At 62.7% G+C, this 19,756-nt stretch carries 18 protein-coding genes; 9 read left to right on the top strand and 9 right to left on the bottom strand.

Annotation, left to right across the window (positions count from 1 at the left end):
- The first annotated feature begins 45 nt into the window (after nt 1-45).
- Complete coding sequence (locus tag OKW26_RS31715) at nt 46-549, top strand: peroxiredoxin (RefSeq protein ID WP_184058568.1); 504 nt, start codon at nt 46-48, stop codon at nt 547-549.
- Between the two features lie 286 nt (nt 550-835).
- Nucleotides 836-1,753, top strand: a complete 918-nt coding sequence (gene lpxC, locus OKW26_RS31710; RefSeq protein WP_090801955.1) for a UDP-3-O-acyl-N-acetylglucosamine deacetylase — start codon at nt 836-838, stop codon at nt 1,751-1,753.
- A 63-nt stretch (nt 1,754-1,816) separates the two neighbouring features.
- Here the strand turns inward: lpxC and OKW26_RS31705 are convergent, their stop codons facing one another.
- Nucleotides 1,817-2,299 (bottom strand): DciA family protein, encoded by a 483-nt coding sequence (locus OKW26_RS31705; protein ID WP_090801953.1) that lies wholly within the window; start codon nt 2,297-2,299, stop codon nt 1,817-1,819.
- Nucleotides 2,300-2,584: 285 nt separating this feature from the next.
- Here OKW26_RS31705 and secA point away from each other — a divergent pair, with 285 nt between their 5' ends.
- The 4 genes from secA (at nt 2,585) to OKW26_RS31685 (ending at nt 8,158) form a co-directional block, all read left to right on the top strand.
- Nucleotides 2,585-5,401, top strand: a complete 2,817-nt coding sequence (gene secA, locus OKW26_RS31700) for a preprotein translocase subunit SecA (RefSeq protein WP_429356192.1) — start codon at nt 2,585-2,587, stop codon at nt 5,399-5,401.
- Nucleotides 5,402-5,554: 153 nt separating this feature from the next.
- A complete protein-coding gene (gene argJ, locus OKW26_RS31695; protein WP_429356191.1) occupies nt 5,555-6,796 on the top strand; it encodes a bifunctional glutamate N-acetyltransferase/amino-acid acetyltransferase ArgJ in 1,242 nt (413 codons plus the stop codon).
- 37 nt (nt 6,797-6,833) lie between these two features.
- On the top strand, nt 6,834-7,703 hold the full coding sequence (locus tag OKW26_RS31690) for an ATP-binding protein (RefSeq protein ID WP_429356190.1): 870 nt from the start codon (nt 6,834-6,836) through the stop codon (nt 7,701-7,703).
- On the top strand, nt 7,700-8,158 hold the full coding sequence (locus OKW26_RS31685) for an NUDIX domain-containing protein (protein ID WP_429356189.1): 459 nt from the start codon (nt 7,700-7,702) through the stop codon (nt 8,156-8,158). The genes OKW26_RS31690 and OKW26_RS31685 overlap by 4 nt, the downstream gene beginning before the upstream one ends.
- Nucleotides 8,159-8,245: 87 nt before the next feature.
- Here the strand turns inward: OKW26_RS31685 and OKW26_RS31680 are convergent, their stop codons facing one another.
- From OKW26_RS31680 to OKW26_RS31650, 7 genes are all read right to left on the bottom strand, one after another.
- On the bottom strand, nt 8,246-8,449 hold the full coding sequence (locus tag OKW26_RS31680) for a DNA gyrase inhibitor YacG (protein WP_429356188.1): 204 nt from the start codon (nt 8,447-8,449) through the stop codon (nt 8,246-8,248).
- A 123-nt stretch (nt 8,450-8,572) separates the two neighbouring features.
- Nucleotides 8,573-9,328: a cell division protein ZapD gene (zapD, locus tag OKW26_RS31675; protein WP_008921182.1), complete on the bottom strand. Its 756-nt coding sequence runs from the start codon at nt 9,326-9,328 to the stop codon at nt 8,573-8,575.
- A gap of 188 nt (nt 9,329-9,516) precedes the next feature.
- Complete coding sequence (coaE, locus tag OKW26_RS31670) at nt 9,517-10,131, bottom strand: dephospho-CoA kinase (protein WP_429335348.1); 615 nt, start codon at nt 10,129-10,131, stop codon at nt 9,517-9,519.
- Nucleotides 10,132-10,134: 3 nt separating this feature from the next.
- On the bottom strand, nt 10,135-11,076 hold the full coding sequence (locus OKW26_RS31665; RefSeq protein ID WP_429356187.1) for a prepilin peptidase: 942 nt from the start codon (nt 11,074-11,076) through the stop codon (nt 10,135-10,137).
- A 27-nt stretch (nt 11,077-11,103) separates the two neighbouring features.
- Nucleotides 11,104-12,342 carry a type II secretion system F family protein gene (locus OKW26_RS31660; RefSeq protein WP_187628242.1) on the bottom strand — a complete coding sequence of 413 codons (1,239 nt, stop codon included), beginning with the start codon at nt 12,340-12,342 and terminating at the stop codon, nt 11,104-11,106.
- A complete protein-coding gene (locus OKW26_RS31655; protein ID WP_184051022.1) occupies nt 12,339-13,595 on the bottom strand; it encodes a GspE/PulE family protein in 1,257 nt (418 codons plus the stop codon). Before OKW26_RS31655 ends, OKW26_RS31660 begins: the two co-directional genes overlap by 4 nt.
- Before the next feature lie 147 nt (nt 13,596-13,742).
- Nucleotides 13,743-15,041 carry an HlyC/CorC family transporter gene (locus OKW26_RS31650; RefSeq protein WP_090801938.1) on the bottom strand — a complete coding sequence of 433 codons (1,299 nt, stop codon included), beginning with the start codon at nt 15,039-15,041 and terminating at the stop codon, nt 13,743-13,745.
- Between the two features lie 112 nt (nt 15,042-15,153).
- Here OKW26_RS31650 and OKW26_RS31645 point away from each other — a divergent pair, with 112 nt between their 5' ends.
- Nucleotides 15,154-15,267, top strand: a complete 114-nt coding sequence (locus OKW26_RS31645) for a hypothetical protein (protein WP_409259250.1) — start codon at nt 15,154-15,156, stop codon at nt 15,265-15,267.
- 389 nt (nt 15,268-15,656) lie between these two features.
- Here the strand turns inward: OKW26_RS31645 and OKW26_RS31640 are convergent, their stop codons facing one another.
- Entirely contained in the window at nt 15,657-17,042 is a 1,386-nt protein-coding gene (locus tag OKW26_RS31640) for an AAA family ATPase (protein WP_429356186.1), read from the bottom strand.
- Nucleotides 17,043-17,383: 341 nt separating this feature from the next.
- Here OKW26_RS31640 and OKW26_RS31635 point away from each other — a divergent pair, with 341 nt between their 5' ends.
- Both OKW26_RS31635 and OKW26_RS31630 read left to right on the top strand, forming a co-directional pair.
- A complete protein-coding gene (locus OKW26_RS31635) occupies nt 17,384-17,857 on the top strand; it encodes a hypothetical protein (protein ID WP_429356185.1) in 474 nt (157 codons plus the stop codon).
- Nucleotides 17,858-19,142: 1,285 nt separating this feature from the next.
- Nucleotides 19,143-19,751 carry a hypothetical protein gene (locus OKW26_RS31630; RefSeq protein ID WP_429356184.1) on the top strand — a complete coding sequence of 203 codons (609 nt, stop codon included), beginning with the start codon at nt 19,143-19,145 and terminating at the stop codon, nt 19,749-19,751.
- Nucleotides 19,752-19,756 lie beyond the last annotated feature (5 nt).

Below are 19,756 nucleotides of genomic sequence, written 5' to 3'. Positions count from 1 at the left end.
ACGAGGACGTGCGAGCGTGCTTCGCATCGATGCAAAGGACTGAGCATGATCAAGGAAGGTGAAAAGCTGCCCGACGCGACGCTCTTCGAGTACGTCGAAGACGAGCGGGCGGGCTGCACGATCGGACCGAACAGTTTCGACGTGCACGAGCAGACGGCGGGCAAGCGCGTGGTGATCTTCGGATTGCCCGGCGCGTTCACGCCGACCTGTTCGGCCAAACATGTACCGGGCTATGTCGAGCATGCCGAGCAGTTGCGCGCTGCCGGCATCGACGAAATCTGGTGCGTGTCCGTCAACGACGCGTTCGTCATGGGCGCGTGGGGACGCGATCAGCACACCTCGGGCAAGGTGCGCATGATGGCGGACGGTAGTGCGGCTTTCACACGGGCGCTTGGTCTGGAGCAGGATCTGTCGGCGCGCGGCATGGGGATCCGTTCCCTGCGCTACGCGATGGTGATCGACGACGGCGTGGTCAAGACGCTGAACGTCGAGGCTGCCGGCAAATTCGAAGTCAGCGATGCAGCGAGTATTCTCGCCACGTTGAGCTAGTTGCTGACGTCGCACCTTCGTCGCGACCCTGCGCTTATGCCGCGTGGTGTTACGGCAACGGTGATTACGACGCTTTTGTGACAGGCCGTTACGCGGGCCGATGACCGGAAACGCCTCCGTTCCGGGGCATCGGCCCGTCACGCTTTCCGTCGGGGAGCCCAGTGGGTAATGCAGCGAAACAGATTGTCACGTTCCCCGCAAAGACGCTGGTCTGGGGATTGGAGTATAATTCGCGCTATGGAATAAAAAATCCTGATTAGGATTTTCAATCGAACAGAATGCCACCATGTTGAAGCAGCGCACAATTAAATCGATCGTCAAGACTGTCGGCATCGGGCTGCACTCCGGCCGTAAAGTCAATCTGACGCTCCGCCCGGCGGCGCCGGGCACTGGCATCGTCTTTTCGCGCGTGGATTTGCCCACGCCGGTGGACATTCCTGCGTCGGCGCTGGCGATTGGCGATACGCGTCTGGCTTCCGTGTTGCAGAAAGACGGCGCGCGCGTGTCGACAATTGAGCATCTGATGTCCGCCTGCGCCGGTCTTGGCATCGACAATCTTTACGTCGACGTCACCGCCGAGGAAATCCCGATCATGGACGGCAGCGCGGGTTCGTTCGTGTTCCTGATCCAGTCGGCGGGTATCGAAGAGCAGAACGCGCCGAAGAAATTCATCAAGGTCACGAAGCCGGTCGAAATCCGTGACGGCGACAAGTTCGCGCGCCTCGATCCGTACTTCGGTTTCAAGCTCAAATTCACGATCGACTTCCGTCACCCGGCCGTGGACAAAACCGGTCAGGCGTTGGAAGTGGATTTCGCCAACACGTCGTACGTGCGCGAAATCGCGCGTGCCCGCACGTTCGGCTTCGCGCATGAAGTGGAAATGATGCGTGAGCTCGGCCTCGCGCGCGGCGGCAGCATGGACAACGCGATCGTGCTCGACGAGTATCGCATCCTGAACAACGACGGCTTGCGTTACGACGACGAGTTCGTCAAGCACAAAATGCTCGACGCCATCGGCGACCTGTACGTGGTCGGCCACCCGCTGCTCGCGTCGTACACCGCATACAAGTCGGGCCACGGTCTGAACAACGCGTTGCTGCGTGAGCTGCTCGCGCACGAAGACTCGTACGAAATCGTCACTTTCGACGACACGCAGAAGGCCCCGCGCGGCTTCGCGTACGAGACGCAGACTGCGTTCGCATAAAGCCAGCGTAACAGGCAAGCAAATGAAAAACGGCCCCTCGGGGCCGTTTTTTTCGTCGAGCGTTCAGCGATTGCGCCGATGCCTCGCGGCCATGCGCGCGAGCGCCTCCTGCAACGGCGAAGGCTCGAGCGATTCGCTCAACGCCTGCAGTGCGGCGGCGCCCGCCGGCGTCATGCGCGCCTGTTTTACGGGCGGCGGTTCTTTCAGCGGCTGCGGCCGCACGCGAATCTTCAGCGCCTGCACGGGCCAGCCGCGCTGCTGCAAATCCGCCAGCAGCCGCGGCTCCAGATGCCGCAGACGCGCCGCGAGCGCGTTGTGCGCGGCGAACAGGGCCAGCACGCCCTCCTTGATGAAGCCAGGCTCGACGCTCGTCGCCAGATAATCGGGCAGCAGCTCGCGCAGATCCTTCTCGAGCGCGGCGATCTGCTCGACGCCTGCGCGCAGCGCAGCGAACGCGTCCGTGCGGCCGAGTACCTCGGCAAGCGGTTGCGGACGGCGCCGATCGAACTGCTTCGGCGGCCTTGAAAAGGACGAAAAACGGCTCATGTTTGGGATTGACGACGTGAGCTCGCCCCATGCGCGCTCACGCCGCGATTGTACCGCGCGGGCAGCTTGCGAAGTCGGTCCGCGCCGCGCCGGAGGTTGCCGGGCGGGGCTGGCGGAGGCCGGCGCCGTCACGCCTGCGACACGAGCGCGGCCGGAGGCGCGTGCTAAAATGCCCGATTCGAATTCACTCTTGGACTAAGCCGCCGAGGACTTTCCGACCCAGGCGCGGTATGCGCATAGTGCATACCGCGAGCCAGCCGAAGCCGCGACGCAGACACCGATCCGATGACCACCGGTTTTCTACAGAAGATTTTTGGCAGCCGTAATCAGCGGCTAGTCAAGCAATATCAAAAGACCGTCGCGGCGATCAATGCGCTCGAGCCGCAGATCGAGCAATTGACGGATGACCAACTGCGCGCCAAAACGGGTGAATTCCGCCAGCGCGTCGCGAGCGGCGAATCGCTCGACAAGATCCTGCCGGAAGCGTTCGCGGTCTGCCGCGAGGCCAGCAAGCGGGTGCTGAAGATGCGCCACTTCGACGTGCAGCTGATCGGCGGTATGGCGCTGCACTACGGCAAGATCAGCGAAATGCGCACCGGCGAGGGCAAGACGCTCGTCGCGACGCTGCCGGTCTACCTGAACGCGCTGTCGGGCCGCGGCGTCCACGTGGTCACGGTCAACGACTACCTCGCGCAGCGCGACGCCGAATGGATGGCGCGTCTCTACAACTTCCTCGGTCTGTCGGTCGGTATCAACCTGTCGCAGATGGAGCACACGGCGAAGCAGCAAGCCTACGCCGCCGACATCACCTACGGCACCAACAACGAATTCGGCTTCGACTACCTGCGCGACAACATGGTCTACGAGACCGACGCGCGCGTGCAGCGTAGCCTGAACTTCGCGGTCGTCGACGAGGTGGACTCGATCCTGATCGACGAAGCGCGTACGCCGCTGATCATCTCCGGCCAGGCCGAAGATCACACCGAACTCTACGTGCGCATGAACGCGTTGCCGCCGCTGCTCGAGCGCCAGATCGGCGAAGAGAAGGCGGACGGCACCGGCGTCGAGAAGCCGGGCGACTACACGCTGGACGAAAAAGGCCGTCAGGTCTTCCTGACCGAGTCGGGCCACGAAAAGGCCGAGCGCCTGCTCTCCGAGTGGGGCCTGATCGGCGACGGCGAAAGCCTGTACGCGCCGCAGAACATCACGCTGATGCACCACGTGTACGCGGCGTTGCGCGCGCACACGCTGTTCTTCAAGGATCAGCACTACGTCGTGCAGAACGGCGAAGTGATCATCGTCGACGAATTTACCGGCCGTCTGATGGCCGGCCGCCGTTGGTCTGACGGTCTGCACCAGGCGGTCGAGGCGAAGGAACACGTGAAGATCCAGAGCGAGAACCAGACGCTCGCATCGATCACGTTCCAGAACTACTTCCGCATGTACGCGAAGCTGGCCGGCATGACCGGCACGGCCGACACCGAAGCGTACGAATTCAACGAGATCTACGGTCTCGAAACGGTCGTGATCCCGACCAACCGTCCGCCGAAGCGGATCGACAAGCAGGATCAGATCTACAAGACCGCGAAGGAACGCTACGACGCGGTGATCCGCGACATTCGCGAGTGCTTCGAACGAGGTCAGCCGGTGCTGGTTGGCACGACGTCGATCGAGAACTCGGAGCTGCTGTCGCATCTGCTGAAGCAGGTCAGCTTGCCGCACGAAGTGCTGAACGCGAAGCAGCACGCGCGCGAAGCGGAGATCGTCGCCGAAGCGGGCCGTCCGCAACGCGTCACGATCGCGACCAACATGGCCGGCCGTGGTACGGACATCGTGCTCGGCGGCAACGCGGAGAAGCAGGCGTCGTTCATCGAGCAGGACGAAACGCTGGCCGCCGACGAAAAGCAGCGCCGCATCCAGAAGCTGCACGACGAATGGCAGACGCTGCACGATCAGGTGAAGGCCGCAGGCGGTCTGCACATCATCGGCACCGAGCGTCACGAGTCGCGCCGGATCGACAACCAGCTGCGCGGCCGTGCGGGCCGTCAGGGTGACCCGGGTTCGTCGCGCTTCTATCTGTCGCTGGAAGATCCGCTGCTGCGCATTTTCGCGGGCGACCGCGTGCGCGCGATCATGGACCGCCTGAAGATGCCGGAAGGCGAGGCGATCGAAGCGGGCATCGTGTCGCGCTCGATTGAATCGGCGCAACGCAAGGTCGAGGCGCGCAACTTCGATATTCGTAAGCAATTGCTCGAATACGACGACGTATCGAACGACCAGCGCAAGGTGATCTACCAGCAGCGCAACGAACTGCTCGAAGCGAACGACATCACCGAGACCATCAGCGCGATGCGTCACGGCGTGGTCGGCGACATCGTGCATCAGTTCGTGCCGGTGGGCAGCATCGAAGAGCAGTGGGACGTGCCCGAGCTCGAGGAAGTGCTGCGCAACGAATGGCAGCTCGACCTCGCGATTCAGGAAATGATCAACGAGTCGAACTCGATCAGCGCGGAAGAGATTCTCGAAGCGGTCGAGGCCGCCGCGGACGAAGGGTACGAGGCGAAGGTCCAACTGGTCGGCCGCGAATCGTTCAGCGCGTTCGAGCGCTCGATCATGCTGCAGACGCTCGACCGCGCGTGGCGCGAGCATCTGGCCGCGCTCGATCATCTGCGTCAGGGCATCCATCTGCGCGGCTATGCGCAGAAGAACCCGAAGCAGGAATACAAGCGCGAGGCGTTCGAACTGTTCGCCGCGATGCTCGACGCCGTGAAGCTCGAAGTCACGCGCATCGTGATGAACGTGCAGATCCAGTCGCCGGAGCAGCTCGAAGCGGCCGCGGAGCAGATGGAAGAGCAGGGCAGTCATCTGGAGAACGTCGAGTTCCGTCATGCCGAGTTCGCGGAAGCCGGCGCCGCCGCGCCGGTCGCGGCCGAAGCGGCCACCGCCGCGATGATCGGCGACGCGATGAGCCACGGCCACGGCGCAGCGCCGCAGGCGGCCGTGCACATGAATGCCGACAACGTGCCGAAGGTCGGCCGCAACGACCCGTGCCCGTGCGGCAGCGGCAAGAAGTACAAGCAGTGCCACGGCAAGATCGCCTGATGGCGATGCGGCGCGCTTCCGGGCGCGCCGTGTCGTTTTTAAGCGCCGTTTGGCCGTTTTGATTTCGCGGGTGACCCGGCAACACACCCGGGTCATCAGTTCCGTTTCCCCGATGCCGGCGTCCGCCGGCATTTTCTTCGACAGGTCGCGACCATGGCTGTCAACTTTCCCTCGATCGATCCCGCTCAACTCCACCCCGTCGCCGGCGTCACGCTAGGCTGGGCGGAAGCGAATATCCGCAAACCGAACCGCAAGGACGTGCTCGTCATTTCCGTCGACGAAGGCGCGACGGTAGGCGGCGTGTTCACGCAGAACCGCTTCTGCGCGGCGCCCGTCACGGTCTGCCGCGAGAACCTGCAGCGCGTGCGCGCGGGCGGCAAGCCGATTCGCGCGCTGGTGATCAACACCGGCAACGCGAACGCGGGCACCGGTGAGCCGGGCCTCGCCGCGACGCGCGAAACCTGCGCGGAACTCGCGCGTCTCGCCGACATCGTGCCCGAGCAGGTGCTGCCGTTCTCGACGGGCGTGATTCTCGAACCGCTGCCGGTCGATCGTCTGAAGGCGGGCTTGCCGGCCGCGCTCGCGAGCCGCAAGGAAGCGAACTGGTACGACGCGGCGCAGTCGCTCATGACGACCGACACGCTGCCGAAGGCGAGCTCGCGCCAGGTCACGATCGACGGTCACACGGTCACGCTGACCGGCATCAGCAAGGGCGCCGGCATGATCAAGCCGAACATGGCGACCATGCTCGGCTTCCTCGCGTTCGACGCAGCCGTCGCGCAGCCGGTCCTCGACGAGCTCGTGAAGCACGTCGCGGATCGCTCGTTCAACTGCATCACGATCGATGGCGATACGTCGACCAACGATTCGTTCATCCTGATCGCGTCGGGCAAATCGAGCCTGCCCGCGATCACGTCGACCGATTCGCCCGTTTATGCAGCGCTGCGCGACGCGGTGACCGAGGTCGCGCAGAACCTCGCGCAACTGATCGTGCGCGACGGCGAGGGCGCGACCAAATTCATGACCGTGCATGTCGAAGGCGGCTCGAGCGTCGGCGAATGCCGCCAGATCGCCTACGCGATCGGCCACTCGCCGCTCGTCAAGACGGCCTTCTATGCATCGGACCCGAACCTCGGCCGTATTCTCGCGGCCATCGGCTATGCCGGCGTTGACGATCTCGACGTCGGCAAGATCGATCTGTATCTGGACGACGTGCTGGTCGCGACTGCCGGCGGACGCAACCCGGCCTACCGCGAAGAAGACGGCCAGCGCGTGATGAAAAAAAGCGAGATCGGCATCCGCGTCGTGCTCGGCCGCGGCAATGCGCAAGCCACGATCTGGACCTGCGATCTGTCGCACGACTACGTGAGCATCAACGCCGACTACCGCTCGTAATCAGCTTCAAAGCGCGGCCACGGGCCGCCTACTCGCCATGGACAAACTCGAACAGTTTCTGAACCGGGTCGAAGCCGTGCTCGGCCGCCTGGAAGCGATGCTTCCGCCCGCCGCGCCGGACATCGACTGGTCGGCCGCGGTCGCTTTCCGCTGGCGCAAGCGCCAGGGTCGCGGCTACTTGCAGCCGGTGCATGCCATTTCGCCGATCACGCTCGACGACCTGCAGAACATCGATCGCCAGAAGGGGTTGATCGAACAGAACACGCGCCAGTTCGTGCGCGGTCAGCCGGCCAACAACGTGCTGCTGACGGGCGCGCGCGGTACCGGCAAGTCGTCGCTGATCAAGGCGTGCCTGAACGCGTATGCGAAAGACGGCCTGCGCCTGATCGAAGTGGACAAGGACGATCTGCACGACCTCGGCGACATCGTCGATCTGATCGCGAAGCGGCCGGAGCGCTTCGTCGTGTTCTGCGACGACCTGTCGTTCGAAGAAGGCGAGTCGGGCTACAAGGCGCTGAAGGTCGCGCTCGACGGCTCGGTGGCCGCGCAGTCCGACAACGTACTGATCTATGCGACGTCGAACCGCCGCCATCTGCTGCCCGAGTACATGAGCGACAACGAGACGTACAAGCACACTTCGGACGGCGAGATTCATCCGGGTGAACTGGTCGAAGAGAAGATTTCGCTGTCCGAGCGTTTCGGGCTGTGGGTCAGCTTCTATCCGTTCAAGCAGGACGACTACCTGACGATCATCGCGCACTGGCTGCGCCATTTCGGTTGCGACGACGCCGAGATCGAATCGGCGCGCGGCGATGCGCTCGTGTGGGCGCTCGAACGTGGCTCGCGCTCGGGACGGGTCGCATGGCAGTTCGCGCGCGACTGGTCCGGCCGTAAGACGCCGGCATGAGCGACGCTAACAAAAGCGCCGGCAATAGTGCCGGCAATAGCGTCGGCGCCAACGGCGCTGGCCGTCCGGTCACCGAAGTCGCGGTCGGCGTGCTGGTGCAGCCAGATGGGCGCTATCTGCTCGCGCAGCGTCCGGCGGGCAAGCCGTACGAGGGCTACTGGGAGTTTCCGGGCGGCAAGCTCGAAGCGGGCGAATCGGTCGAGGACGCGCTCGCGCGCGAGCTGCACGAGGAGCTGGGAATCGAGGTCGAGGCGAGCCATCTGTGGCATACGCTCGAACACGATTATCCGCACGCCTATGTGCGCCTCTTCTTCTGCAAGGTGACGCAGTGGTCGGGCGAGCCGCATGGGCGTGAAGGCCAGGCTTTCGTCTGGCAGAGCTTGCCTGCGGATGTCTCGCCGTTGCTGCCGGCCACGATCCCGGTGCTGGAGTGGCTCGCGGCTGAGAAGAAGTGATTGATTGAAGGCAGTGACTGAAAAAGCCACGCGGTAGCGGGCGCTGTATCGGCAGCGCCGGTTCGCGTGGCTTTTTTACTGACTCGCTCAGTGCGGATTGTAGTCGCCGCGCGGCGGTTCCTCTTCGGACGAAGATCCTTCCTGTTCGTTGCCGCCAATCCTGTATTTTTCGGCGGCCCATGCGCCCAGATCGGTCTGTTTGCAGCGCTCGGAGCAGAACGGACGGAAGCGGCTCTCGGAGGTCCAGCGGACATCTTTACCGCAGGTAGGACATTTGACGACGGTAGGCATACGGTCGGACGGTCAATCGCAAACGGAACAAGTAACGAATATAGGGCTATTTCGCGCCGGTTCAAAGGCGCGTTCGGTCAAATCCGGTGTGCGCTGCTCAACGCGGCGGTGATTGACAGGCGATTACAGGCTGCAGAGCGTGAGTTGGAACGGCACGTCGACGTCGACCGCGCGCGGCCGCAGATCGCCGTCCTGCACCGTAAAGCGCACCCACAGCATGTACTTGTTGGCGCTCGCTTCGGGAATCACGCGCAATTCGGGAGCGACGCGAACCTGCATCAATTGATACGAGCGGCCCGACAGCATTTGCTGATAGCTGCCTTGCATCGCCATCACCTTCGACGCCTGGCCCGACTCACGCGCGAGCCGCAGCACGATGGTGGCCGCGTCGCGCAGCGGCAAAAGCGGTGTCACCCACTTGGCGATGTCTTGGCGACGCTGATCGGGATGCAACTGTTGCCACGCGTAATACGAGGGCAGGTCGAATTTGCAGGTACCACCGGGGATGATTGCGCGGCTGCGAATGCTCGCGAGCCACTCGTTGTCTGCAAGATGCTGGCCGGTCTTGCCTTGCATCTGCGTGAGCCCCGCAAGCGTCTGCTCGATTTCGCCGAGCACCGCTTCGAGCGCGTTCTGCTCGATGCCCGGATTGCCGCGAAATGGCGCGAGCGTTTGCCGCTGCCGCTCGAGCTCTTTCATCAGATCCGATTTCAGATCCGCGCGGCCCGCCACTTCGGAGATTTCGAACAGCGTTGTCAGTGCGACGTGATGTTCCCGCGCGTCTTCCTGAGTCAGAAAGAACGTGAAGCGCTCGAACAGATCTTCGAGCCGCAACAGCGTCCGGATTCGCTCATTGAAGGGGTACTCGTAAAGGATCAAGCGGGCTCGCCTCGGGCGTGGTCGGTGACAGGAATGCAAAACATTCTAATGCCGTGGGACTACCCAGGCAATCACGCACTTTTTCTGCGCGCTTTCGCAACTTTTTTGTGAGTTCCCGGTGTTACGAGCGCTTCGGCTCCCGCGTGCGCGCAAAGTTCAATGTGCCGGTGACGACGCGTCTGCGCGCGCTACAACTCGGCATCGCCCTTCGCCAGCGACAGATAGGCTTGATGGTGAGCGTCCACCTGCGCCTCGAGTTCTTCGAGCGGCGCATTGTCATTGACGATCACGTCGTCGGCGGCGGCGAGCCGCGCTTCGCGCGTGGCCTGGCGCGCAATGATTGCGAGCACCTGCTCACGGCTGAAGCCGTTGCGGCTCACCACACGCGCGATCTGCGTGTCGACGCTGCAATCGACGGTGAGCACGCGATTCACGCGGTTCTTCCAGGTCCCGGACTCGACCAGCAACGGCACCACGACGATCACATACGGTCCTTTCGCTTCGCGCTCTTCGCGCTCGGTTTCCGCGCGAATCAGCGGATGCGTGATGCCTTCGAGACGTTTGCGCGCGGTCTCGTCGCTGAACACGAGCGTGCGCATGCGCGCGCGATCGAGGGAGCCGTCGGCGGCGACGAATTGCGCGCCGAATGCGGCGGCGATGTGCGGCATTGCGAGGCCATGCGGCGCGGTGATGCGATGCGCGATCACGTCCGTGTCGACGAGCGGCACGCCGCGCGCGGCGAACAGATCGGCCACCGTCGATTTGCCGCTGCCGATGCCGCCAGTGAGTCCCACAACGAACATGATTCAGCCCCCCAGAGCCAGATAAAGCGGCGTGCCGGCAAACAGCGTCAACACACCGCCCGCCGCGAGAAACGGCCCGAACGGCAGCGGCTCCTCGAAGCGCATTCGGCCGCGCCACGTCGCCGCGAGGCCGATCACGGCACCGGCCACCGCGGCGACCAGCACGATCTGCGGCAGCGCGGGCCAGCCGAGCCACGCACCGAGCGCGGCGAGCAGCTTGAAGTCTCCATAGCCCATGCCTTCGATACCACGCACGAGCTTGAACGCCCAATGCACGGCCCACAACGCCAGATATCCGAAGATAGCGCCGAGCACCGCATCATGCAGATTCGTGAACATGCCGTTGAAATTGACGATCAGGCCGGCCCACAACAGCGGCAGCGTCAAGGAGTCGGGCAGCAAATGCGTGTCGACGTCGATCGCGCTCATCGCGAGCAACGTCGCGCACAGGCCGAACGCCGCGAGTGCCATCAGCGTCGGGCCGAACGCTATCAGTGCGCCTGCCGCGAAAGCGGCGCTCGCGATTTCGAGCAGCGGATAGCGTGCGCTGATATGCGTGCCGCACGCGGAACAACGGCCGCGTAACAGCAGGTAGCTCAGCACCGGCAAGTTTTCCCACGCGCTCAGCACATGGCCGCAATGCGGGCACGCGCTGCGCGGCACGCACAGGTTGTAGCGCGCGGGCAGTCCGTGGTCGGGCGGCGGCACGTCGGTGGTCTCGCTGATTTCGGCGCGCCATGCACGCTCGAGCATGATCGGCAATCGATGCACGACCACGTTCAGGAAGCTGCCAATCACGAGGCCAAGCACGATCGCGAATGCGATCTGCACGCCGGCGGGCAGGCTCGCGAGCGCGAGGCCGATATCGCTGGCAAAGCGGCCCGGCAGTAAGCCCGCGAGCAGGCTGGAGGAAGTTTGTGACACGAGCGGAAGAGGAGCCTGCATGGTGACGAAGTGGATTCGGCTGCGATGCTACACCACGTTGCCGAGTTGAATAATGGGAAGATACATCGCGATGACGAGGCCGCCGACCAGGGTGCCGAGCACGACGATCACGAGCGGTTCACACAGGCTCGATAGCGTGCCGATCCTGTCGTCGACCTGGCGATCCGCAAGCGACGCGACATCGAGCAGCATGCTGTCGAGCGCGCCGGATTCCTCCGCGACCGCAACGGGCTGCACGACTTCGGGAGGAAAGCAGCGGGCCGCGAGCATAGCCGCGGCGAGCCGTTCGCCGCGCCGCAATCTGATGGCGATGCTTGCCGTCGCGCGATCGAAGAAGGCATTGCCGGTCGCCTGAGTGAGCGAATCGAATGCGTCGGCGAGCGGCGTGCCGGCGGACAGCAAGGTGCCAAGCGCGCGACTCCAGCGCGCCGCGCACAGCGTGCGCAGCAGCGGGCCGGCCACCGGCAGGTCGAGCGACAGGCGCGCGAAGCGGATGCGCGCGCTTACCGAACGACGCAGCACGAGCGTGATGGCCGAGCTCATTGCGAGCATCAGTATGAACAGCGGCACACTCCAGCGCGCGGCGGCCGCCGAGAGCGCCAGCACGAACTGCGTCGGCGCGGGCAGCTTCGCGCCGAAGCCATCGAAGATCTGCTTGAACGTCGGCACGACCCACACCAGCAATGCGGCAGTTATCGCGAGCGCGAGCAGCAGGATCGCGGCTGGATAGGTGAGAGCCGCGCGCACCTTCGCGCGCTGCGCAGCGGCGCGTTCGCGATCGTCGGCGAGGCGGGCGAGCACGGTGACGAGCGCGCCCGCCGCTTCGCCCACCTCGACGAGCTGGCAATACAGCGCATTGAACTGCGCCGGGTGCCGCTGCAAGGCCGCCGAAAACCGCAGGCCGGCGGTGATGTCGCGCGCGATAGTGCCGACGATGCGCGGCATGCCTTGCCGCTGACCCGACGTCGACGCCTGCGCGAGTAGTTCGAGCGCGGGCGCGAGCGGCAAACCGGCACGCAGCAGACTGGACAGTTGTCGCGTGAACAGCGTGACAGCGGCCGCGCTCGTCTTCGGGCGTGGCGCCGGCCCTTGCGTTGCGAGTTCGACGATAAAGAGGTTGTCGCGTTTGAGCATCGTGCGTGCGGCGCTCGCGTCGGGCGCGATCAGCGTGCCGCTTTGGCGCGTGCCGTCCGCGTCGACGCCGCGCCATCTGAAGCGTAGGTCGGCTGAGACGGACCGGGTTGGTGACAGCGCGGCGGTACTCATGCGACCTCCGTCGCGGCGAGCGCTTCGGCGAGACTCGTGGTGCCGTCGCGCACGCGCGCAAGCGCCGCGTCGCGTAACGTCGCGACCTGTTCCATCTGCGCGAGGCGGGCCAACTCGTGCGCGCCCGCGCTCGCGACGATCTGCTCACGCATCGCGTCGGAGACGGGCATCACCTGATGAATGCCGACGCGCCCCCGATAGCCGATGCCATGACAAACCGCGCAGCCGGTCGCCGCATACGGTTGCCAGCCGTCGAGCTCATGTTCGCCAAAGCCCGCGGCGTGGAGTGCCGCCGGCGAATGCGGCGCGGGCGCGCGGCATGCGACGCACAGTCGCCGCACCAGCCGCTGCGCGGTCACCATGCGCAGCGCGGCGGCAAGGTTGTACGGCTCGACACCGATGTCGATGAGCCGCGCGATGGCCGCGGGCGCGTCGTTCGTATGCAGCGTGGACAGCACGAGGTGACCGGTTTGGGCGGCCTTCACGGCAACGTCGGCGGTTTCGTTGTCGCGGATTTCGCCGACCATGATCACGTCCGGGTCCTGACGCAGAAAAGCCCGCAGCGCGACCGCGAAAGTCAGTCCGGCTTTTTCGCGCACGCTGACCTGGTTGATGCCGGCCAACTGGATCTCGGCTGGGTCTTCCACCGAGCAGAGGTTGCGTGCCTCGCCATTCAGCAGGTTCAGGAAGCAGTACAGCGATAGTGTCTTGCCGCTGCCCGTCGGTCCGGTGACGAGCATCAGACCGTGCGGCGCGCGGATCGCGGCGTCGACGGCTTCGCGCTGCCGCGGATCGAGGCCGAGCGAATCGAGCGAAAGATCGGCGGGCAACGCGTCGAGCCGTCGTAGCACGAGCTTTTCGCCGAACAGTGTCGGCAGCGAATTGACGCGGTAATCCTCGAGCCGCCCTGGCGACGTCGCCAGGCGTAGCCGGCCGTCCTGCGGCACGCGTCGCTCGGCGATGTCCATGCGCGCGAGCACTTTCACACGCGTGACGAACGCGTCGCGCAGATGGGCGGGCGGCCGCGGGATTTCATGCAGCACGCCGTCGATACGCAGGCGCACACGCCAGCCATGCTCGGCCGGCTCGATGTGGATATCCGACGCATTGCGCCGCGTCGCTTCGTGCAACGTGTCGGTCAACAGACGCACGGCCGGGGCGTTGTCGGGATCGTTCAGACTCGTTGCGCTGGATTCGCCGTCGACAGCGAGTGGGCGCGGCAATGCCGCGGCGGTGGCAAAAGGTGTTTGCATGAGAGACCGGTGATGAGCCGCCTTTAGAACATGACGGCTTCATCTTCCGGTTGCGGGCGTCCGAATGCCATTCGGCCATTCGGCTAATGGCGCGTTTCGCGAGCCTGTGCGATGCTGACCGTACATCAGCGTGCGGCGGCGCGAAGTTCAGCCTGACCTTGCTTTACCGGCCTTCGTGCGCGACGGCGGTTTGAAAAGCTTGACGGTGCGGATCGCCTGATCGTCGCTGCGCATCACTTCGAGCTTGGTGTCTCCGATGTGCACGCAGACGTCGCCGTCGGGGATGTCTTCGAGGATTTCGAGAATCAGGCCGTTCAGCGTTTTGGGGCCATCGGTGGGTAGCCCGAGTTGCAGCCAGCGGTTCAGCTCGCGCAACGGCATGCTTCCCGCGACGATGCATTCGCCCGCCTCGTTCCAGCCACCGCGCGAGCTGGCGCTACGCGGAATCGACGTGGTGAATTCGCCGATCAGTTCCTCGATGATGTCTTCCGGTGTGACGAGGCCTTGCAGTTCGCCGTATTCGTTGACGACGAGCGCGATGCGTTGCCGGCTCTCCTGAAAGTATTGCAGCTGCTGGAACACCGGCGTGCCGCTTGGCACGAAGTACGGCTCGGCGAGCAGCTCGCGCAAGGTATCGCGCTCGAGCTCCTGGTTGTGCAGCGCTGACAGCGTCTTGCGCACGTGCAGCACACCGAGCACGCGGTCGATGTCGCCCTGGTAGACGATCAGCTTGTTGTGATAGCAGGTCTCCAGTTGATGCAGGATCTGTTCGAACGGGGCATCGAAGTCGAGGGCCTCGATACGGCGACGCGGGATCATCACGTCATCGACGGAGATGTTTTCGAGGTCGAACAGGTTCAGCAGGATGCTGCGGTGCTTGGTGGGCATGAAGCTTCCCGACTCGAGCACGATGGTGCGCAGTTCTTCGGTGGACAGCCGCTGGTCGCGCGCGCCCTTCGTGTTGATGTGCAGCACGCGCAGGATGCCGGTCGCGAACAGGTTGACAAACCAGATCAGTGGTCTCGCGACGCGCATCAACGGCGCGATCAGCAGGCTCGCGGGCAGCGCGATTTTCTCGGGAAACGTCGCGCCGACGATCTTCGGTGTGATCTCCGCGAACACGATAATGAGGAACGCGACGATACCGGTCGCGATCGACAGCACGAGGCTATTGCGGCCGAACGTATGCAGCGCGAGCGATGTCGTCAGTACCGGAATGATCGTGTTGAACAGGTTGTTGCCGATGAGGATCACGCCGAGCAGCTGATCGGTTTTTGCGAGCAGGCCCTGAGTCGTCTTTGCGCCGAGCGTGTTCTTGCTGGCGAGATGTTTGAGGCGATGACGATTGAGCGCCATCATCGCTGTCTCGGAAATGGAAAAGAAGGCGGAGCAGACAAGCAGCAGAAGGACGGCGCCGATCTGCGCCCATAAGGGAAGTTGTTCCACGCGTCGTGAAAAATAAGGGAAAGGATGGAGAGAATATAGCAGAGGGGGCCGCGCGCTCCGGTGTGGACGAAGGCTGACGCCGCTAGGACGACAACGTGGCAACGTACGCGCTGTGCCTGGCGAGCCGGAGGAAAGAAAGCGGCGAAGGGCAGCACGAGAGCAACGAAAAAAGCGCCGCGCAAAACAAAAAACCGCCCAGCAACACTGCGGCGGTTTTGAACCTTGAGCTAACAAGGAGAATCTGGTCGGGGTGAGAGGATTCGAACCTCTCTGTGTCGACCATGGAATAAGGCTTTCCGGGCAATCCGTCAACGTCAAACGCGCGTCGAATTGACAAGGTAACTGGTGCTCACTTTACCACGGAAGGCGCGGGTTTTCTCCGGGATTGCGCTGGCCTCTTATTTGCAAACGCTTTCCGCCCCCACCTCCACGCTTTTCGCGAAGTGCCTTTCTCTGTTTCTTGGTCCCTCCCCCGAGGGGAGGGACCACTGGGCTTCGGGTGCTGCGAAGCGGGCGTAGTGCGTTCAGCGCGTAGCCCCTCCTGCCATGCGGGAAGGCAGGGGGAGCCGCCATCGCTGGGCAAACCGCCTCACCCGAAGTCAGGGTGTGCACGCGTCATTTTTCCGACGGGGTGTCGTCGCGGTCCACGCCATCCGCTGCGTCATCGGCCGGCCAGGCAGAAGAGTCGCGAGAACCATCACTCTCCTTACGGTGGCGGTCTTCGGAAAGCTGGCGGTCTTCAGAAGTACCGTTCATGGAAAGGCGAGCATCCTCCGAAGGCCGCCACGAATGACGAAGACCGCCATCGGAGAGAGTGCGGTGGTCCACCGCTTCTTCGCCGCGATCTTGGTTGACGGCCGTAGGAATTGCCCACATCCAGCCGCCCTTCATTCCAGTCTTGCGCGCCTCGACGCCAAGGTCGCGCTTGGCGCGCTCGATCGTTCGCCATGCATAGCCGGCCCCGGTCGCATCAGCCCTGATGCTCGTGACGGACACGGGACCCTGGGCGAGAAGACCGGCGAGGAAATCAGCAGCTTCTTCACGTTCAGTCTTTTCGTCTTCACCGGGAAGTGTTTCCAAATCCCCCAGGATTTCACGCGCGTTGCCCTCGATCCGCCCACCCCACACGACCCTGGTGGCAGGGATTCCGCCCACGTCAACCTGCTCAAGCGTATAGGCGATGCCGCCATCGTCAAATGTGATGTTGGCTTTGGCGCGAGCAAGGATGCGGCGCTCTTCGGCTTCGTCTTTTCCCGCCACCAACACCATGCGGGCAAGCGCCACAAACGCGCCAGAACCAATGACCCGCTCGGCGGGACTGGTTCCCCTCGTCCCCTTCGCAAAATGCGAAATCCCGAGCACCGCGCACCTGTACCGGGCGGCCATGTCGACCAGTGCCTGCAAATCCCGGCGCACATCATTTGCACGGTGCGCATCGCCCGATACAGCACTAACGATCGGATCGACGACCAGCAGGCTTGCGCCACCCATGGCCTCGATCCGTTCGCCGAGCAGAGGGATGTCAAAAGCTGGGTCAAACGGCTGAACCTTGCCCTTCTCATCAATCCGGCTGCGGACAAAGTACACACGATCGAGATTGGCACCCGCCGCCATCAGGCGGGGAACCAAAGTATCGGCGACATCGTCCTCACCACTCCAGAACAGTACATTGCCCTGGTGGATGCAGCTGGGACCGTCCGGCCACGCTCCCCCCGCAGACACAATCGCCGCCATCGCACTGGCCAGCGTGGTCTTACCCGTTCCCGGCGAGCCCGCGAGCACGCTCAACTTCCCCTCGGGGAGCCAGTCCTGCCAGACCCACCGAATCGGCTCGGGCACAATTGCCGAGGCACGCGAGAGCATGATGCCACCGCGAGGCGGCTCCGCGGGTCGCTTCGGGGGGAGCATCGGCTGCGCCCGCATCTCGTGGCTTGCTGCATCACGACCCGGCGTGATGTTCGTCTGTGACTTCCCTGCCACAGAATCTTTTGCTTCTTCCATGATGACTTCCGGTGAGATTCGCCCCAAGCGCACCTGCCGTGGGGCATTCGGTCAGGTGCATGGTGTGCAATTTTGGGCGGCAAATCGAGAAAGTTCGCCTATAATCTGTACCGAATAACTATATGATTTTTAATAAAAAATAATCGAATTCATGCGGTTCGATACAACCAGTTATGAAACAATACAAAGAGGATAAACTTACGAAGCAGGCGGTCGCGTGGTCGCTCATAACCGTCTGCATCTCAAACAGGGCAACTATCAGAAGTAAGCGCGTTCCGTATTGGCGACTAGAAGCCATTTTTGGGTGCGGGGATGGCACTGGTCGGCTATGGAGATGCTGGATGAATGGAGATCGCATTGCACGTGACTACACGCGCCAGAACGTGATCACCAAGGCGCAGGAACTAAAGTGGCTAATGCTGGATGACATCGCCGGCGAGATCGCTGAACTGCCCGATGAAATCATTCAGGCAGTTGCAGTCCAGCTTCCCGAAGGCCTGACAACACTGCCCGCCCCACCGCCAAGCGATACCTATAAATACCGATCCGCTCGACTCATCGTGAATGCGCTACTGGAAGACGCTTGTAGTAAAAATGGGATGCCCAAGAAAAGAAAAGTCGAATTCCGGGAAGGGAAGCAGCGTGGGGACAAGACAGCTACCCCGGAGAATTCTGAAAAATCCATGGCTTGGGAAGACACTGTAAATATACTTAGGAGTTCAATTAATGAATTTGATCCGGAAACCGAGAATCATGATTTGAGAATTCTTCGGGCACAGTTGGTTTGCCTCTACCGGCAAGAAGGCTTCGAATAGAAGACGGTTACTGATACAACCCGTCGGCAGTCCAAGTTGGATTGCGGACAATATCCAGTGAATACTCAGCCCTTGCCCATGAAAATCCCCCGGGCACTTTGCAGTGCGCGGGGGATAGAGGTTAGATTCACTGCGCCGATTTGTCGGCGCAGCCATTCACAGGCGATAGCCATCCTGGCATCCGCCATTTCCGCGATCGCGCGGGTTTTTCATTCGGCACGCAGGCCATTAGCTTGGTTCGGCTCATCCGAGCCACAGTCTTCCATGTAAAAAGGATCGAGGCGCCAACCCCGATCCGCCACGAAACACACATACATCGATCAAACGCACGCTGCGGTCTTTCGGTCCCTACACCATCACCGCCAGGTCAACGGTACAGATCACCCCTACTCAACCGCGCTCCCTCGCTTTTACCTACCCTGGTGCCACCCAGAGTCACCGGCAGTCAGCGGTTCCCGTGTTAGATCGTTACTACTACGTGATACGACGCCTGCCCGCTCCGCCATGCGCGCCTAGGTCTATGACCCTACCCCCAATGTTCCGGGGTTTCATCGGTCCGAGGTTCCAAAGCAACTCGACTACTACGCGCACGCCTCATCACGGCCTGACTGATGCGGGGCTTCCACCTCCCGCACCGCAGACTTCGCACCACTCCGCACAGCATCCTCTCTGGACGCCGTTACACGCTTAAGCTATCCAGCGAGCCCCTGTTTCCAGAGGTCCCAGTGTCTCCAGTTTTCACCTCGACACCCTGTCGCATTTCAGCGACCTCAGCAGCCCACGTGTGCGGCACGCGTCACCCCCTTTCGGCAGGTCCCGCGGCAGGGACTTTCACCCAGTTTCACAACGACCAGGTCTCATGGGCATTTCCTCCCATGAGCCGTTTCCACGTCGCCCAAACTCACGTTCAGGATTGGGTCGAAGGCCGGGATTTCACCGGCCAGCGCCCTTCGCAGCATGGCGAGCACTGTTAGATGCACCACGCTACAGCGCACTTACGGGCATTGGCGTGCCCGCTTCGTGATCGACGTATGTGTGTTCGGGAGGTTGGCGGCCTCCCTGAATCCTGCCGAGGGTGGCGACCTCGCTCCGTTCTACACGGTCGTGATGGGTATGAGTAACGCGCACAGATAAAAACCGTATCGTGCGCGAAGCGCACCGGAACCTCTAGTTATCAAGTCTCGCGTGTTGTGCTTGTATACCGGCAGAAAACTCTCTAGGATAACGATATGTCTCTTTATTACGTATCGGTATGCGAAGCCACTATCTTCACCGTTTCGTTCTGATGCAACGGATTCAGGATGCGCTAGTCGATGGCTATACTGAATATCAGATGATCGAGTGCAGCCTGGATAAGGCAAAAGAACTGGCTCGGCAATTTGCCGCCAGCTACGAAACTGAGATCAGCAAGCAGGCTCGGTGGCGTCGCCGGAGATCAGGCATTGCCTGCGCCAAATTCCTGACTCTGGCCGACGATCAGACCGTGCGCGGGGTCCTGATGGTTACGGCCGAAGGTAAAGGGCTGATTCGACGAGAAGCACTCGCCGATGCAAACCAGGCGCGCATCCAACTTGGCGGCTATGAAATGGTGCATGACGGCGTATCGTGGTCGTGGCGGTTCAGTGCTGCTACTATGAAACAGTGGAAAACCAGCATTCACCGAGCCATTGCAAAAGACGACCAAAATCAGCTGCTTGAAATTATCCGGCGCCTCTACCGATGCGCTGGATTTCGGCTCGTCCGGAAACAGGTTGGCGAACTCGTCAACTACATCCGAGGCGAATGGCGCCGGCTACGCAATGGCCCACCTCCACCATTACCGACCTTTCTGCCATACATCAAGCGATTGCCTGATGACTGGTCCCCCGTTGAGATCAGTAGGCTGGCAGCATAGGTACG

It is taken from the genome of Paraburkholderia sp. 32, from assembly GCF_050435345.1.
GTDB classification, from domain to species: Bacteria; Pseudomonadota; Gammaproteobacteria; order Burkholderiales; family Burkholderiaceae; genus Paraburkholderia; species Paraburkholderia tuberum.
Note: the sequence above shows the minus strand (reverse complement) of the source record. Positions and strands in the feature narration are given on the sequence as shown.

Excerpts from the sequence above, each read along its gene's own strand:
- OKW26_RS31665 (WP_429356187.1), bottom strand. The coding sequence starts at position 11,076 with ATGCAGGCTCCTCTTCCGCTCGTGTCACAAACTTCCTCCAGCCTGCTC.
- OKW26_RS31640 (WP_429356186.1), bottom strand. The coding sequence starts at position 17,042 with ATGGAAGAAGCAAAAGATTCTGTGGCAGGGAAGTCACAGACGAACATC.
- coaE (WP_429335348.1), bottom strand. The coding sequence starts at position 10,131 with ATGTTCGTTGTGGGACTCACTGGCGGCATCGGCAGCGGCAAATCGACG.
- OKW26_RS31715 (WP_184058568.1), top strand. The coding sequence starts at position 46 with ATGATCAAGGAAGGTGAAAAGCTGCCCGACGCGACGCTCTTCGAGTAC.
- OKW26_RS31685 (WP_429356189.1), top strand. The coding sequence starts at position 7,700 with ATGAGCGACGCTAACAAAAGCGCCGGCAATAGTGCCGGCAATAGCGTC.
- argJ (WP_429356191.1), top strand. The coding sequence starts at position 5,555 with ATGGCTGTCAACTTTCCCTCGATCGATCCCGCTCAACTCCACCCCGTC.
- lpxC (WP_090801955.1), top strand. The coding sequence starts at position 836 with ATGTTGAAGCAGCGCACAATTAAATCGATCGTCAAGACTGTCGGCATC.
- secA (WP_429356192.1), top strand. The coding sequence starts at position 2,585 with ATGACCACCGGTTTTCTACAGAAGATTTTTGGCAGCCGTAATCAGCGG.
- OKW26_RS31705 (WP_090801953.1), bottom strand. The coding sequence starts at position 2,299 with ATGAGCCGTTTTTCGTCCTTTTCAAGGCCGCCGAAGCAGTTCGATCGG.
- OKW26_RS31660 (WP_187628242.1), bottom strand. The coding sequence starts at position 12,342 with ATGAGTACCGCCGCGCTGTCACCAACCCGGTCCGTCTCAGCCGACCTA.
- OKW26_RS31690 (WP_429356190.1), top strand. The coding sequence starts at position 6,834 with ATGGACAAACTCGAACAGTTTCTGAACCGGGTCGAAGCCGTGCTCGGC.
- OKW26_RS31680 (WP_429356188.1), bottom strand. The coding sequence starts at position 8,449 with ATGCCTACCGTCGTCAAATGTCCTACCTGCGGTAAAGATGTCCGCTGG.
- OKW26_RS31635 (WP_429356185.1), top strand. The coding sequence starts at position 17,384 with ATGAATGGAGATCGCATTGCACGTGACTACACGCGCCAGAACGTGATC.
- OKW26_RS31655 (WP_184051022.1), bottom strand. The coding sequence starts at position 13,595 with ATGCAAACACCTTTTGCCACCGCCGCGGCATTGCCGCGCCCACTCGCT.
- OKW26_RS31630 (WP_429356184.1), top strand. The coding sequence starts at position 19,143 with ATGCAACGGATTCAGGATGCGCTAGTCGATGGCTATACTGAATATCAG.